The organism is Serratia sp. AS12 (assembly GCF_000214195.1).
GTDB lineage: Bacteria > Pseudomonadota > Gammaproteobacteria > Enterobacterales > Enterobacteriaceae > Serratia > Serratia plymuthica.
On sequence record NC_015566.1, the window covers coordinates 4,915,809 to 4,929,939 of the forward strand.

A 14,131-nucleotide genomic window follows, 5' to 3' on the forward strand; every position below is an offset into this window, starting at 1 on the left:
CTAGATTGGGTTATTCAGAGGGTACAGATTCAAACGCTGTAACGACCAGGGCGATGGTTCATCGCGATAATCAGATTCAGCACCATTGCACCTAATATAGACGCAATTAGCAGGGAAATATTCACCACAAAAAGTGAGGCTAATACGATAGAAATATCGACCGCCATTTGCAACTTGCCGGCGCGCAAACCGTATTTATCCTGCAGATACAGCGCGAGAATATTGACGCCGCCCAGGCTGGCCTTATGGCGAAATAACACAATAAACCCTAACCCCATGATCATGCTACCGAACACCGTTGCATAAAAAGGCTGCAGGCGGTCGAAATGGATGAAATAGGGGTGCAAATCGGAAAATATCGACACCAGCGCCACCGAGCAGAAGGTTTTGACGGTGAACGCCCACCCCATACGGCGGATCGCCAGATAATAGAACGGCAGGTTAAGCAAAAAGAACGCTACGCCGAACGACAGCGGTGTCAGGTAATTGATTAAGAAAGCCAATCCGGCGGTGCCGCCGGTCAGCGCGCCGGCCTGCCGCAGCAGGATCACGCCGAACGACACCATCAGCGTGCCGATCAGGATCGCCAGCACGTCTTCCAGCAGAGTATGGGAAATATTGTCTTCAGGGCTGATGCAGTTATCCATGGTGTTATTACTCAAAGTAGGTTGCCATCACCGCCCGGTGAACCGGGTTTGTACGCTGAATAATGCAAAAGCCACACCATAAGATAAGTAAAACAGCCGTCATCATGCGATTTCGCAGGATGTTCGGCATTTATGCACAATAAGCCGCTGTTTTTATTTAAAATAAAAAATGCACAAAATGCGCACAAAAAACAAAATAACCGCAAATATCACGCATATAATGCAAATATATCGACCAACCCACGCATTAAATGCCCATTAATGGTGCATGTTGCCCCTAAATGGTTCATTAAATGGATGCGGCAATGTCCGATCAGCGCGCTACCGGCAGCAGCCCGTTTTCTTTCAGCCGGTTCAGTACCACCGCGGTTTTCACGTGCGCTACGCTCTTGTGCATCGACAGAGTTTTGCTGATAAAGTCGCTCAGCGCTGCCAGATCGGCTACGGCCACCTTTAACAGATAGTCAGCGTCGCCGGTGGTTTTATAGGCGTCGAGAACAGCGTCAACCTCTTCCAGCATGCGATGAAAGCTGTCCACATGCTCCTGGGCATGGTTGGTCAGGCTCACTTCGATTAACCCCACCATCCCCAACCCAACGGCCTCCGGCGCCAGCCGCGCATGGTAGCCGCGGATCAACTGAGCCTGTTCCAGGCTGATGCGCCGCCGCGAGCACTGGGAAGCGGACAACCCCACCAGCTCGCTCAATTCCTGATTGGTCAGACGGCCATTGGCCTGTAACAGCGTCAGGATTTTCATATCAAAATCGTCAATGTTGTACATAGCCACCTGTAAACCCGTTAAGAAATGTTGACGTTACAGACTATCAGTTTTTTTGCCCCTGTAATCCCCCCGTTTTGATTCCCCGGCGACGCCTCACAATTTCATTGCACCACCCTGGCCCATTTCCGGTCATCACAGGCACCCAATACGGGCATTGCGTGCGAAAAAAAAGGTTAAAACGCCATAAACTCCACAATAAACACAGTTTAATGCACGGTTCGTGAGTTAAAGTGAAAAAATAATTAAATAACGTTTTCAGCAGGTTATTAGTGATGCGTCCCCATCCTCCATACTCACTGGCCCGATAGTTGCTAAATCCCCAGCGACACGCATTTACCTTTTTGGGGAACACAGATGGACAATCATCAGTCAGAAAACCAGTTGAAAAGAGGGTTAAAAAACCGTCACATCCAGCTGATCGCTCTCGGCGGCGCCATCGGCACCGGCCTGTTTCTCGGCATTGCCCAGACCATAAAAATGGCCGGCCCCTCGGTGCTGCTCGGTTACGCCATCGCCGGGGTTATCGCCTTCTTTATCATGCGCCAACTGGGTGAAATGGTGGTGGAAGAGCCGGTGGCCGGTTCCTTCAGCCATTTTGCCAATAAATACTGGAGCGGCTTTGCCGGCTTTATGTCCGGCTGGAACTATTGGGTGCTGTACGTGTTGGTGAGCATGGCGGAACTGACCGCCGTGGGTATTTACGTGCAGTACTGGTGGCCGGAAATTCCGACCTGGGTCTCCGCAGCGGTATTCTTTGTGGCGATCAATGCCATCAACCTGACCAGCGTCAAAGTGTACGGCGAGATGGAATTCTGGTTTTCCATCATCAAAGTAGCAGCGATCATCAGCATGATCGCATTTGGTGCCTGGCTGTTGGCCAGCGGGCACGGCGGGCCGGACGCCAGCGTGGCCAACCTGTGGCAATACGGCGGTTTCTTCCCTAATGGCATCAGCGGTCTGGTGATGGCAATGGCGGTGATCATGTTCTCATTCGGTGGTCTGGAGCTGGTCGGCATTACCGCCGCCGAAGCGGATAACCCGGAGAAAAGTATCCCGCAGGCCACCAATCAGGTGATTTACCGTATCCTGCTGTTTTATGTCGGCGCATTGGCGGTGCTGCTGTCACTGTATCCGTGGCAGAAGGTGGTGGAAGGCGGCAGCCCGTTCGTCCTGATCTTCCATGCGTTGGACAGCAATCTGGTGGCGACGCTGCTGAACATGGTGGTGCTGTCCGCCGCCCTGTCGGTGTACAACAGCTGCGTGTACTGCAACAGCCGCATGCTGTTTGGGCTGGCGAAACAGGGCAACGCACCGCGTGTACTGCTGAAGATCAACCGGCGCGGCATTCCGCTGGCGGCGCTGAGCGTGTCGGCGCTGGTGACCGCACTGTGCGTGCTACTCAATTACCTGATGCCGGGCAAGGCGTTTGAATTGCTGATGGCATTGGTGGTATCCGCTTTGGTGATCAACTGGGCAATGATCTGCATTACTCACCTGAAGTTTCGGCGCGCCAAGCGGCTGGCCGGGCAGCAAACGCGTTTCCAAAGTTGGGGTTATCCGTTCACCAATCTGATTTGTCTGCTGTTTTTAGCCGGGATATTGGTCATTATGTTTATGACGCCAGGCATCCGGATTTCGGTATGGTTGATTCCGGTTTGGCTGTTGGTGCTGGCGGCAAGCTATCTGCTGAAGAAAAAGAACGCCGCCGCGCCGGGCGCCATTGCTGAATCCAATAACGTATAAGCAAGGGAAACAGATGAAAAAGCTATTACCTCTCGCACTGCTGGTCGCCGCCGGGAGCGCCAGTGCCCAATCCCATCTGGATAAGGTGACACAACAGGGCACGCTGGAAGTTTGCACCACCGGCGATTACAAGCCCTACACCTTTTTGAAGGAAGACGGCAGCTACGAAGGCATTGATATCGCCATGGCGGAATCGCTGGCCAAGAGCCTGGGTGCCAAAGTGAAGTGGGTGAAAACCAGTTGGAAAACCCTGACGCCGGACTTTGTCGCCGGTAAGTGCGACATCGCCATGGGCGGCATTTCCGTCACGCTACAGCGGCAAAAACAGGTGTTCTTCGCCGATAAGCTGGATACCGACGGCAAAATCCCGCTGGTGCGCTGCACCGACGTGAAGAAATACCGCACTGTCGAGCAGATCAACAAAGCGTCCGTGCGCCTGTTGGAGCCGGCGGGTGGCACCAACGAAGCGTTCGTACATGCTTACCTGCCCAACGCCAAGCTGACGTTGACCCATGATAACGTGGGTATTTTTCAGCAGTTAGTGGACAAGAAAGCCGATGTGATGATTACCGACGCTTCCGAGGCGCTGTATCAGCAAAAACACTATCCGAAACTGTGTGCGGTCAATCCGGACAAACCGCTGCAATACGGAGAGAAGGCCTATATGTTGCCGCGTGATGATCTGAGCTGGAAGCTGTATGTGGATCAATGGCTGCACCTGGCCAAAGCGACCGGTGAGTATCAGAGCATTATCGATCAGTGGCTGGCGGTAAAGAAGTAACGCATTGAGGATTGGGGCCGGTAAGATTGCCGGCCCACGACAGCCTATTCGCCGATATATTCCATCGCTACGCGCTGCGTCAGCTTGGTAATCAGCTCATAGGCGCTGATGCCGGTACAGGCGGCAATGCGCTCAACCGGCAGCGCCTTGCCCCATAGCACCACTTCATCGCCGACCTTATCGGTCGCATCCGGCCCGAGATCGACCGAAATCATGTCCATCGATACCCGGCCGACCACCGGCACTTCACGGCCATTAAGCCATACCGGGGTACCGGAGGGCGCACTGCGCGGGTAACCATCACCATAACCCATCGCCACCACCCCCAGCCGAGTGTCGCCTTCGCTCACCCAGGTGCCGCCGTAACCCACCGACTCGCCGGCCTTGTGGTCGCGCACCGCAATCAGGTTGGACTTCAGCGTCATCGCCGGCTGCAGATCAAACTGGCTGCCGCAGGACTCTTCCATCGGAGAAACGCCGTAAAGGATAATGCCCGGCCGCACCCAGTCATTGTGCGCATCCGGCCACAGCAAGGTGCCGCCCGAAGCGGCGATAGAGCGCTGGCCCGGCTTGCCACGGGCAAAACTTTCGAAACACTGCATTTGCTTGAGCGTAGCGTCAGAGTCCGGCTCATCGGCGCGGCTGAAGTGGCTCATGATATTGACCGGCTGCGCCACGTTACGGCAGGCGCTCAGACGCTGATAAAACGCCTCGGCCTGTTCCGGACGCACGCCCAGGCGATGCATGCCGGTATCCAGCTTCATCCATACCGGCACCGGGCGCGCCAGCTCGGCCTGCTCCAGCGCTTCAAGCTGTTCGATGCTGTGCACCGCGGTTTCGATGTTATTCGCCACCAGCACCGGCAGATCTTCGGCGCAGAAAAAGCCTTCCAGCAGCAGGATCGGTTTCACGATGCCGCCGGAGCGCAGCATCAACGCCTCGCCAATGCGCGCCACGCCGTAGCAGTCGGCGTCTTGCAGAGTGTGAGCTGTTTCCAGCAGGCCATGTCCATAAGCGTTTGCTTTCACAACGGCAATCAGGCGGCTTTGTGGCGCCTGACGGCGCACCTGTTGCAGATTATGTCGCAGAGCGCGGCGGTCGATTACAGCGGTTGCCGCTTTCATTTCAGTTCCTTAGCTGATTATTCATCATCATATTGTGGCCCCGCGTAGTTATCGAAACGCGACCACTGGCCGTTAAAGGTCAAGCGCACGGTACCGATCGGGCCGTTACGCTGTTTACCCAGAATAATTTCGGCAATCCCTTTCATGTCGCTGTTCTCGTGATAAACCTCATCACGGTAGATGAACATGATCAGGTCAGCATCCTGCTCGATGGAACCAGACTCACGCAGGTCTGAGTTGACCGGGCGTTTATCGGCACGCTGCTCCAGGCTTCGGTTCAGCTGCGACAGCGCCACCACCGGTACCTGCAACTCTTTCGCCAACGCCTTCAGCGAGCGGGAAATTTCGGCAATTTCCAGCGTACGGTTGTCGGACAGGGCCGGCACGCGCATTAACTGCAGGTAGTCGATCATGATCATACTGAGGCCGTCATGCTCGCGGAAAATACGGCGCGCGCGGGAGCGCACTTCGGTTGGCGTCAGGCCGGAGGAGTCATCAATGTACATATTGCGCTTCTCCAGCAGGATACCCATGGTGCTGGAAATGCGCGCCCAGTCCTCGTCGTCGAGCTGGCCGGTACGGATACGCGTCTGGTCGACGCGCGACAGCGACGCCAGCATACGCATCATGATCTGGTTGCCGGGCATCTCCAGGCTGAAGATCAGCACCGGCTTTTCCTGCGTCATCGCGGCGTGTTCGCACAGGTTCATGGCGAAAGTGGTTTTACCCATCGAAGGACGGGCGGCGACAATGATCAGGTCCGATTTTTGCAAACCGGCGGTTTTCTTGTTGAGATCCTGATAGCCGGTGTCTACCCCGGTAACGCCGTCGTGCGGCTGCTGATACAGCTGCTCGATACGCGAAACGGTGTCTTCCAGAATACGCTCGATGCCTTTCGGGCCTTCATCTTTACTGGCGCGATTTTCCGCGATCTGGAATACCCGTGATTCGGCCAGATCGAGCAGATCTTCGCTGCTGCGGCCCTGCGGATCATAACCGGCGTCGGCGATCTCATTGGCTACCGAGATCATTTCGCGCACGACCGCACGTTCACGCACGATGTCGGCATAAGCGCCGATGTTGGCGGCGCTTGGGGTGTTTTTCGACAGTTCGGCCAGATAGGCGAAACCGCCCACCGAATCCAGTTCGCCGCGCTGCTCGAGCGATTCGGACAGGGTGATCAGATCGATAGGCCGGCTCATTTCCAACAGCCGCTGCATCTCGGTAAAGATCAGGCGGTGCGGGCGGCTGAAGAAATCGTTGGAGACCACGCGTTCCGATACGTTATCCCAGCGTTCGTTATCCAGCATCAAACCGCCCAACACGGACTGTTCCGCCTCCAGCGAATGTGGCGGCATCTTCAGCCCTTCCATCTGGCGATCTCGGGGGCGATCTCTGGCTTCGTCCGCGTATGTTTTGTTGGTTGGTTTTTTTCCTGCCATGAAGCGTATTCTTTATCCGGTTGCGAATGGAGAATCCTGACGCGAGAGTATACGTGATTTTTATCTGTGATTCCCGCGGCATAACCGATGCAAAAAAGGTATCAATCCGCACCCGGCTAAACTGGATCGTCGATACTAAAACGCGTAGGGTGAAATCAGACACCCCAATGAGGTAATGAAATGGCAAAGCGCATTCAATTCTCCGCTACCGGCGGCCCGGAAGTGTTGCAATACGTTGATTTTACACCTATCGATCCGGCAGCCGGTGAGGTACAGGTTGAGAATAAGGCGATCGGCATCAACTACATCGATACCTATATTCGCAGCGGCCTCTATGCGCCCGCCAGCCTGCCAAGCGGGTTGGGCACTGAAGCGGCCGGCGTGGTGATCAAGGTCGGCGCCGGCGTCAGCGCGGTGAAACCTGGCGACCGCGTGGTTTACGCCCAGTCGTCACTCGGCGCCTACAGCGACGTTCACAATGTTTCGGTGGAAAAAGTGGCGATCCTGCCGCACAACCTGAGCTTTGAGCAGGGTGCCGCCTCGTTTCTGAAAGGGCTGACGGTACACTATCTGCTGCGCCAAACCCATGAAGTGCAGCCGGGCGAAGTGTTCCTGTTCCATGCCGCCGCAGGCGGCGTCGGGCTGATTGCCTGCCAGTGGGCCAAGGCGCTCGGCGCAAAGCTTATCGGCAGCGTCGGCTCTGACGAAAAAGCTGAACTGGCTAAACGCGCCGGCGCCTGGGCGACCATCAATTACCATAAAGAAGACATCGCCCAGCGCGTGGCTGAACTGACGCAGGGCGAAAAAGTCGGTGTAGTGTACGACTCGGTGGGCCAAAGCACCTGGCAGGCTTCTCTCAATAGCCTGAAGCGCCGTGGGCTGATGGTCAGCTTCGGTAATGCCTCCGGCCCGGTAACCGGCGTCGATCTGGCATTGCTGAACCAGAAAGGTTCGCTGTACGTCACCCGTCCTTCGCTTAACGGTTACGTCACTAACCGCGACGAGTTGCAATTCGCCAGCAATGAGCTGTTCTCGTTGATCGGCAGTGGCGCTATCAAGGTCGACGTAAAAGAAGAGCAAAAATTTGCGCTGGCCGATGCGCAACGTGCGCATGAGGTGCTGGAAAGCCGCAATACCAGCGGTTCAAGCCTGCTGATCCCCTGATTCCCCTGGCAAAAGAAAAGGGCTCCGTAAGGAGCCCTTTCTATTACTGCATTTGTAGGGGTAGAGCAGAGTCCGCCAGAGACAGGGGGGTTGCTTCAGCAACGCTCGTATTGGGTACTATTGTCTCTTGCGGTGATGAAATAGGTCGCATCGCTGCATCGACAAATATCCTACCAGCCCCTAAACGCAAAAAACACGCTTAATGTGCCGCATTTGCATTTAAAACACCAAGGTGTGATCGTCGCCGCATTCACGATGCATTCGTTACGCAAATTTCAGCGTGACTGTCTGATTACTCGATAAAAAATCAGTAACGGCGTATTTGCGGCTTCTGCATCGAACGGTATATCCAGACGCCCACCACCGCCAAAATCAACCAGGGCAGCAGCTTGATCACCATCGCCAACAGGCCGCCCAGCAGCATAAATGCCGCCGCGACCAGTAACGCGGCGAATACGCCCAGCAACGAAATTCCGGTCACCATCAGCATCACTACAAAGCCAATGAGAAAGAAGAGTTCTAACATGATTGCTCCTTCGCAAAACAAAGTCTCTGCAGGAGTATTACAAGATGCGTGCCAGAACGGCGGAAAAGATAAGTAGTTGAAATATAAAAACAGGCAAACAGCATAGCGCTGAGTGCCTGATGAAAAAGACTAACTGTTAGTCAAATTCTTTGTGTATTACGCCACTTCGGTACGCGGCAGACGAACCAGATCCAGCGCAGCTTCCACCACGCGCGCATCGGCACCCGGCTTATGGGCGTTCTCGCTCAGATGGCGACGCCACTGGCGCGCACCCGGCACGCCCTGGAACAGGCCGAGGATATGGCGGGTGATGTGCCCCAAATAGGTGCCGTTCGACAGCTCACGTTCAATATACGGATACAGCGATTCGATAATCGCCACGCTGTCCATGACCTCGGTCTGGCGACCAAACAGCTCGCTGTCGATCCGCGCCAAAATGCCCGGATTCTGATAAGCCTCGCGCCCCATCATTACGCCATCCAGATGCTCCAGATGCTGCTTTGCTTCTTCCAGCGTTTTCACACCACCGTTGATGGCGAGAGTCAGCTGCGGGAAATCACGTTTCAATTGATACACACGCGGATAGTCCAGCGGCGGCACTTCACGGTTTTCTTTCGGGCTGAGGCCAGACAACCAGGCCTTGCGCGCATGGACAGTAAACATGTCGCACTCGCCGCGCCCGGCAACGGTGGCGATAAAATCGCACAGAAACTCGTAGCTGTCCTGGTCGTCGATGCCGATACGGGTCTTGACCGTCACCGGGATCGACACCACGTCGCGCATCGCCTTGATGCAGTCGGCAACCAGCGTCGCCTGCCCCATCAGACAGGCGCCGAACATGCCATTCTGCACGCGATCGGACGGGCAACCGACGTTGAGGTTAATCTCGTCGTAACCGCGCTGTTCGGCCAGTTTGGCACAGTGCGCCAGCGCAGCCGGATCGCTGCCGCCCAGCTGCAACGCTACCGGATGTTCTTCTTCGCTGTAGGCCAGATAGTCGCCCTTGCCGTGAATAATCGCGCCGGTGGTTACCATTTCGGTGTACAGCAGCGTTTCTTTGGTCAGCAGGCGATGGAAGTAACGGCAATGACGATCGGTCCAGTCGAGCATCGGCGCAATGGAGAAACGATTGGCGGCATATTTTGAGGCGTGGTTGTCTGTCGTCATGCTGAGTTACTGGCTACCTGATTCTGTCTGGGATTCAACGAACGGCGTACTGCCGCAAACGACTATTATAACGACAATCGGCGGCGTTGGGAAAACCGCCGTGCCATCAGGCCAAAAAGAAAAAGAAAAAACGAATAAAAACGCTTCTTCAGGTGTTCTCTCACCAAGGGGGCAATTCGTCTCCCCTCCAATGAGGAAAAAACCATGAACAGTTTCGTTAAACGCCTGTTGCTGCCCGTGATTGCCGGCTCTCTGCTGTTTTCCGGCGCGGCCCTGGCAATGGGGGGTGACGGCAGCGGCCAAACCACGCCGACCTGCCCGAAAGGCCAGATATACGATACAAAAACCAAGACCTGCATGGTGGATAAAAGCAGCATGATCGGCGACAACGATCGGGCGAACTACGCCTATGCACTGGCAAAAAGCGGCCGCTATCAGGATGCCCTCGACGTGCTGAACACCCTGAAAAACCCCAACACCGCCGTGGCATTGAACTACCGGGGTTACGCCACCCGCAAGCTCGGGCGCACGGATGAAGGGATCGGCTACTATTTAAAATCAGTAGCGCTCGATCCCAACTACCCAAAAGTCCGCGAATACCTGGGTGAAGCCTATATGGTGAAAGGCCGTCCGGACCTGGCGAAAGAACAACTCACGGTGATCCAGTCACTGTGCGGCACCGGTTGCGAAGAGTACCGCGACCTGGCGGCAGCCATCGATCACCATCCCGAATCATAAGGCAGCCAGGCCCGGAGGCGAGCATCAGCAACGACGCAATCCGCAACGAAATCGGCCAGTATCTTTCCCGCCTGTGGCGCTATGGTTTAGTGCTCTCCCACCGGCGGGATATCGCCGACGATTTGGTTCAAGCCACCTGTGTGCGGGCGCTGGAGCGCGCCGCACAGTTTACTCTGGGCTCGCGTATGGATCGCTGGCTGTTTTCGATTCTGCATTCCATTTGGCTGAACGAAGTCCGTGCCCGGCATATCCGTCAGGGGCAGGGTTTTGTCGATGCCGACGATCTGGCCGGCGAGGAAAACGGTGAAGATACGATATGGGCCAATGAAGTGATGCAGCGGGTCAACCGCTTGCCGGAGGCACAGCGCAATACGCTATTCCTGGTGTACGTAGAAGAGCTTTCTTACCGGGAAGCGGCCGAGGTGCTGGACGTCCCCATCGGCACCATCATGAGCCGCCTGGCAGCGGCACGTCTGCGGCTTGCAAACGACAGTGTGCTGCAACCCCATATCCCGCAGTCAAAAGGAGAACGATCATGAGCTCATACTATACTGCGGATGAACTGCTGGTCGCCTATCTGGACAATCAACTGGATCCCCAGCAGCGCCGCAGCCTGGAACAGCGCCTGGTCGACGAACCGGCATTGGCCGACCGTTTGTCGCTGCTGGAACGCAGCAATCTGCCGTTCAAACAGGCGTTCGCCCCTTTGCTGGATGAAGCACCGGTGCAACAACTGCAGGACAGGTGGCCACTTGCCATGCCGGTCCCACAACGCGGCGTCAGCCGCCGTGCCCTGATTGCCGCTGCCGTCGGTTTTCTGGCGCTCGGTGTCGCAGGCGATCGCGCCTGGCTGCAAGCGAGTCAGCCAGAAGACAACTGGCGCGGCCTGGTAGCCCAATATATGGCGCTTTACACCCCGGAAACGCTGGCGGGCTTCGATAGCTCCCCTGCGTTACTCGCCAGTCAATTGCAGCACACCGGCGAACGGCTCGGCATTGCCCTCCCCGCTCCCAAACTGGCATTGAACGGCGCAGAGCTGAAAAATGCCCGCGTGCTGGCTTACGACGATCGTCGCATTGCTCAGTTGACCTGGCTGGACACACAGTTTGGCCCGCTGGCGCTGTGCATTATTCAGCAACCGGGCAAGCCGGAGTCCGCACAAAGCGAACGCCGACAGGGAATGAATGTGGTGTATTGGGCCGATGGCAGCCACAGCTTTATGCTGATTGGCCATAATCCGGCGGCGGATATGACCAGGCTGGCAGAGCGTTTGCAGCGTTCACTTTCCACCTGAGAAGGAATCACGCCGCTTGCCCACCGCTCAGATGACGGTGTAGCGCGTGAAACTATCACTCATTTTTCATCGCACCCGCCATATCTCCGCATCAGGTTGCTCCTTATCAGCGGAAAAGGGGGCGACTCTCGGCGATTGCGCTTAATCATGGTAAAATCGGTTTTTTTACGTACCGGGATATTTGCCATGAACTCAAGCACCCAGGAAAAACTGTTGGCGCAGGCTGAACAACTCTGCCAGCAACGCAATGTGCGGCTGACACCGCAGCGGCTGGAAGTGTTACGCCTGATGGCACAACAACCCGGTGCCATCAGTGCTTATGACCTGCTGGATCTGCTGCGCGTGGCTGAACCGCAGGCGAAACCACCAACGGTCTATCGCGCGCTGGATTTCCTGTTGGAACAAGGATTTATTCATCGGGTGGAGTCAGCCAACAGCTACGTGCTGTGCCATCATTTCGAACAACCGATGCATACCTCCGCGTTGTTTATCTGCGATCGCTGTGCTCAGGTGACTGAACGCACCACCGAAGGGGTGGAGGAAACGCTGCAAAAACTGGCGAAAGAGTCGGGTTTTGTGCTGCGCCACAGCGTGGTGGAAGCGCATGGTCTGTGTTCGGGCTGTGTTGAAGTGGAAGCCTGCGACAGCAAGCATGATTGCGGCGAGCACGATCACAGCATTGCCATCAAGAAGAAATAAATTAAGCGGGGTTGGTCAGGCACTTCCCTGTACCTGTGGCCGTGGCGTTAAGGGGATGATGCCAGGCCGGCTACAGTCGATTACGGCCACCGTACGCTGTGGCCCTGCTCGCTACCAGCGATACTTGCTGTGGTCTTCCCAGGATTTCACTTCTTTCTCGGCCGCCTCTTTCTGGTAGCCATAGCGCTCCTGGATTTTACCGACAAGCTGTTCGCGTTTCCCTTCAATGACGGCCAAATCGTCATCGGTCAGCTTGCCCCACTGTTCCTTCACTTTCCCTTTAAACTGTTTCCAGTTACCGTCGGCTTGATCTTTGTTCATAGTCTCTCCGTTAACCTGTCGTAAATCAGTTTGATGCTGTGCTGACCGGGCGTCTAACCAAGCAATTTTCATGGTCTATTACCGCAAACCAAAGGGTTGCCACTCCCCATTCATTTAGCCAGCCACATGATTAATTGTAGACGCAGATAACGAAAATAGAATAAAAACCAGAATAAAAATCCATTAAAAAACACTTTATCAGAAAAACACGCCAACAAACAAAGCACTACCCGAATGGAATATCCTTCGGGATATGTAAGAAAATATAAATAAAAACATAAGAAAAATTACTCAATAATCTAAAAAACTCTCGGACTTATTGCACCGCAAACCAGGTACCGCGCAGCCGGTGACGGTGCCAGAACCAGCCCAGCGCAATGCCCCGCAGCGACAAAAACACCGCCAGCGCCAGCCATAATCCGTGATTGCCTAACACAGGGACGGTAAACAACGTCAGGCCGAAGCCGACGGCCGCCACCGCCATGCTGTTGCGCATTTCGGCACCGCGGGTCGCGCCAATAAACATGCCGTCCAGCAGGTAACACCACACACCGACCAACGGCAGCACCACCTGCCACGGCAGATAATGGCTCGCCAGCGTACGCAACTCGGGTAAAGAGGTTAATGCCGAGATGATTTGCTGCCCGGCAACGGCATACACCACCCCAAAAGCCAGCGCCACCAGGCAAGCCTGGCGACAGGCGGCGTGCCACACCTTGCGCAGTTGGCTGTCGTCGCGAGCGCCATAGGCATGGCCGGAATGCGCCTCTACCGCGTAGGCAAAGCCGTCGAGCGCGTAGGCCGTGAAGGTCAGCAAATTCATCAATACCGCGTTTACCGCCACCACGTCGCCGCCAAGCCGGGCGCCGAAGATGGTCAGTGAGGCAAAACACACTTGCAGCAACAGTGAACGCAACATGATGTCGCGATTCAGCGCCAACAAGCGCCGCAGATTTCCGCGCCAGGCCTGGCGCAGCATCGGCGCGGAAATCCCTCGAATACGCATCACCCGCCAGGCAAGCCATAGCCCCAGCAACAGGGTGACATATTCAGAGATGACGGTCGCCGTCGCCGCCCCTTGCACGTTCCACCTCAGCCCCATCACCAGCCAGATATCCAGTACGATATTCAGCAGGTTACCGATAATCAGCAAGATCACCGGTGCACGCACGTATTGCACGCCAAGCAGCCAGCCCAGGATCACCATGTTGGCCAACGCCGCCGGCGCACTTAGCCAGCGGATTTCGAGGAATAGCCGGGCTTGTTCCAGCACCGCGCCATCGCCGCCCACGATCTGCAACGCCATATCGATCAACGGATGGCGCAGCAGCACAATAGCCACACCGGCCAACGCCGCCAGCAACAACGGCTGCATAAAAGCGCGCGCCAACCCCTGCGGATCCTGTGCACCGAGCGCCTGTGCCGCCAGTCCGGTAGTGCTCATGCGAAGGAACAGCAGCAACATAAACAGGAAGCTGGTAGCCATGGCGCCAATCGCAACGCCGCCCAGATAGGTGGGGCTATCCAGGTGGCCAATCACCGCAGTATCCACCAGCCCGAGCAGCGGCACGGTAATATTGGAAAAGATCATTGGCAGAGCAAGGCGCCATAGGGCTTTATCAGTATCGCTGGTGAAGGCAGAAAGCAGGCGCATAGTGAAATGTTCCCGTGGCGGTAGGGTTTGAATGAATCAGAAATGACATC

At 55.8% G+C, this 14,131-nt stretch carries 15 protein-coding genes; 7 read left to right on the forward strand and 8 right to left on the reverse strand.

Features of this window, described 5'->3' with window-relative positions; all coding sequences use genetic code 11:
* Positions 1 to 29: 29 nt before the first annotated feature.
* Entirely contained in the window at positions 30 to 647 is a 618-nt protein-coding gene (locus SERAS12_RS22720; protein ID WP_006317804.1) for a YitT family protein, read from the reverse strand.
* A gap of 313 nt (positions 648 to 960) precedes the next feature.
* Positions 961 to 1,428, reverse strand: coding sequence for an Lrp/AsnC family transcriptional regulator (locus SERAS12_RS22725; protein WP_013814737.1), 468 nt, complete (start codon positions 1,426 to 1,428; stop codon positions 961 to 963).
* A gap of 354 nt (positions 1,429 to 1,782) precedes the next feature.
* Between SERAS12_RS22725 and SERAS12_RS22730 the strand changes: the two genes are divergently transcribed.
* Together SERAS12_RS22730 and SERAS12_RS22735 are read left to right on the forward strand one after the other, a co-directional pair.
* Positions 1,783 to 3,171, forward strand: a complete 1,389-nt coding sequence (locus tag SERAS12_RS22730) for an amino acid permease (RefSeq protein WP_013814738.1) — start codon at positions 1,783 to 1,785, stop codon at positions 3,169 to 3,171.
* Positions 3,172 to 3,184: 13 nt separating this feature from the next.
* Positions 3,185 to 3,952, forward strand: coding sequence for a transporter substrate-binding domain-containing protein (locus SERAS12_RS22735; protein WP_013814739.1), 768 nt, complete (start codon positions 3,185 to 3,187; stop codon positions 3,950 to 3,952).
* A gap of 44 nt (positions 3,953 to 3,996) precedes the next feature.
* On the opposite strand, the gene alr is transcribed toward SERAS12_RS22735, so the two are convergent.
* Complete coding sequence (alr, locus tag SERAS12_RS22740) at positions 3,997 to 5,076, reverse strand: alanine racemase (RefSeq protein ID WP_013814740.1); 1,080 nt, start codon at positions 5,074 to 5,076, stop codon at positions 3,997 to 3,999.
* Between the two features lie 17 nt (positions 5,077 to 5,093).
* A complete protein-coding gene (gene dnaB / locus SERAS12_RS22745) occupies positions 5,094 to 6,518 on the reverse strand; it encodes a replicative DNA helicase (RefSeq protein ID WP_013814741.1) in 1,425 nt (474 codons plus the stop codon).
* Positions 6,519 to 6,698: 180 nt separating this feature from the next.
* Here dnaB and SERAS12_RS22750 point away from each other — a divergent pair, with 180 nt between their 5' ends.
* Positions 6,699 to 7,682, forward strand: a complete 984-nt coding sequence (locus SERAS12_RS22750) for a quinone oxidoreductase (RefSeq protein WP_006317799.1) — start codon at positions 6,699 to 6,701, stop codon at positions 7,680 to 7,682.
* Between the two features lie 307 nt (positions 7,683 to 7,989).
* Here SERAS12_RS22750 and pspG read toward each other — a convergent pair whose 3' ends face one another.
* Both pspG and dusA read right to left on the reverse strand, forming a co-directional pair.
* The gene (pspG, locus tag SERAS12_RS22755) at positions 7,990 to 8,208 is read right to left on the reverse strand and encodes an envelope stress response protein PspG (RefSeq protein WP_013814742.1); all 219 of its coding nucleotides are present in this window, start codon (positions 8,206 to 8,208) and stop codon (positions 7,990 to 7,992) included.
* Positions 8,209 to 8,364: 156 nt separating this feature from the next.
* Positions 8,365 to 9,375, reverse strand: coding sequence for a tRNA dihydrouridine(20/20a) synthase DusA (dusA, locus tag SERAS12_RS22760; protein ID WP_013814743.1), 1,011 nt, complete (start codon positions 9,373 to 9,375; stop codon positions 8,365 to 8,367).
* Positions 9,376 to 9,579: 204 nt separating this feature from the next.
* Here dusA and SERAS12_RS22765 point away from each other — a divergent pair, with 204 nt between their 5' ends.
* From SERAS12_RS22765 to zur, 4 genes are all read left to right on the forward strand, one after another.
* Positions 9,580 to 10,113: a tetratricopeptide repeat protein gene (locus tag SERAS12_RS22765; RefSeq protein WP_013814744.1), complete on the forward strand. Its 534-nt coding sequence runs from the start codon at positions 9,580 to 9,582 to the stop codon at positions 10,111 to 10,113.
* 89 nt (positions 10,114 to 10,202) lie between these two features.
* Positions 10,203 to 10,652, forward strand: a complete 450-nt coding sequence (locus SERAS12_RS22770; protein WP_013814745.1) for an RNA polymerase sigma factor — start codon at positions 10,203 to 10,205, stop codon at positions 10,650 to 10,652.
* The gene (locus tag SERAS12_RS22775) at positions 10,649 to 11,407 is read left to right on the forward strand and encodes an anti-sigma factor (RefSeq protein WP_013814746.1); all 759 of its coding nucleotides are present in this window, start codon (positions 10,649 to 10,651) and stop codon (positions 11,405 to 11,407) included. Before SERAS12_RS22770 ends, SERAS12_RS22775 begins: the two co-directional genes overlap by 4 nt.
* A gap of 186 nt (positions 11,408 to 11,593) precedes the next feature.
* On the forward strand, positions 11,594 to 12,106 hold the full coding sequence (gene zur, locus SERAS12_RS22780) for a zinc uptake transcriptional repressor Zur (protein ID WP_013814747.1): 513 nt from the start codon (positions 11,594 to 11,596) through the stop codon (positions 12,104 to 12,106).
* 111 nt (positions 12,107 to 12,217) lie between these two features.
* On the opposite strand, the gene SERAS12_RS22785 is transcribed toward zur, so the two are convergent.
* Both SERAS12_RS22785 and dinF read right to left on the reverse strand, forming a co-directional pair.
* Positions 12,218 to 12,427 (reverse strand): CsbD family protein, encoded by a 210-nt coding sequence (locus tag SERAS12_RS22785; RefSeq protein ID WP_004948789.1) that lies wholly within the window; start codon positions 12,425 to 12,427, stop codon positions 12,218 to 12,220.
* A 316-nt stretch (positions 12,428 to 12,743) separates the two neighbouring features.
* Positions 12,744 to 14,081: an MATE family efflux transporter DinF gene (dinF, locus tag SERAS12_RS22790; RefSeq protein WP_013814748.1), complete on the reverse strand. Its 1,338-nt coding sequence runs from the start codon at positions 14,079 to 14,081 to the stop codon at positions 12,744 to 12,746.
* Positions 14,082 to 14,131: the final 50 nt, after the last annotated feature.

What these genes read in the sequence shown, in the direction of transcription:
- SERAS12_RS22720 (WP_006317804.1), bottom strand. Translation starts at nt 647, where the DNA reads ATGGATAACTGCATCAGCCCTGAAGACAATATTTCCCATACTCTGCTG.
- SERAS12_RS22725 (WP_013814737.1), bottom strand. Translation starts at nt 1,428, where the DNA reads ATGTACAACATTGACGATTTTGATATGAAAATCCTGACGCTGTTACAG.
- SERAS12_RS22730 (WP_013814738.1), top strand. Translation starts at nt 1,783, where the DNA reads ATGGACAATCATCAGTCAGAAAACCAGTTGAAAAGAGGGTTAAAAAAC.
- SERAS12_RS22735 (WP_013814739.1), top strand. Translation starts at nt 3,185, where the DNA reads ATGAAAAAGCTATTACCTCTCGCACTGCTGGTCGCCGCCGGGAGCGCC.
- alr (WP_013814740.1), bottom strand. Translation starts at nt 5,076, where the DNA reads ATGAAAGCGGCAACCGCTGTAATCGACCGCCGCGCTCTGCGACATAAT.
- dnaB (WP_013814741.1), bottom strand. Translation starts at nt 6,518, where the DNA reads ATGGCAGGAAAAAAACCAACCAACAAAACATACGCGGACGAAGCCAGA.
- SERAS12_RS22750 (WP_006317799.1), top strand. Translation starts at nt 6,699, where the DNA reads ATGGCAAAGCGCATTCAATTCTCCGCTACCGGCGGCCCGGAAGTGTTG.
- pspG (WP_013814742.1), bottom strand. Translation starts at nt 8,208, where the DNA reads ATGTTAGAACTCTTCTTTCTCATTGGCTTTGTAGTGATGCTGATGGTG.
- dusA (WP_013814743.1), bottom strand. Translation starts at nt 9,375, where the DNA reads ATGACGACAGACAACCACGCCTCAAAATATGCCGCCAATCGTTTCTCC.
- SERAS12_RS22765 (WP_013814744.1), top strand. Translation starts at nt 9,580, where the DNA reads ATGAACAGTTTCGTTAAACGCCTGTTGCTGCCCGTGATTGCCGGCTCT.
- SERAS12_RS22775 (WP_013814746.1), top strand. Translation starts at nt 10,649, where the DNA reads ATGAGCTCATACTATACTGCGGATGAACTGCTGGTCGCCTATCTGGAC.
- zur (WP_013814747.1), top strand. Translation starts at nt 11,594, where the DNA reads ATGAACTCAAGCACCCAGGAAAAACTGTTGGCGCAGGCTGAACAACTC.
- SERAS12_RS22785 (WP_004948789.1), bottom strand. Translation starts at nt 12,427, where the DNA reads ATGAACAAAGATCAAGCCGACGGTAACTGGAAACAGTTTAAAGGGAAA.
- dinF (WP_013814748.1), bottom strand. Translation starts at nt 14,081, where the DNA reads ATGCGCCTGCTTTCTGCCTTCACCAGCGATACTGATAAAGCCCTATGG.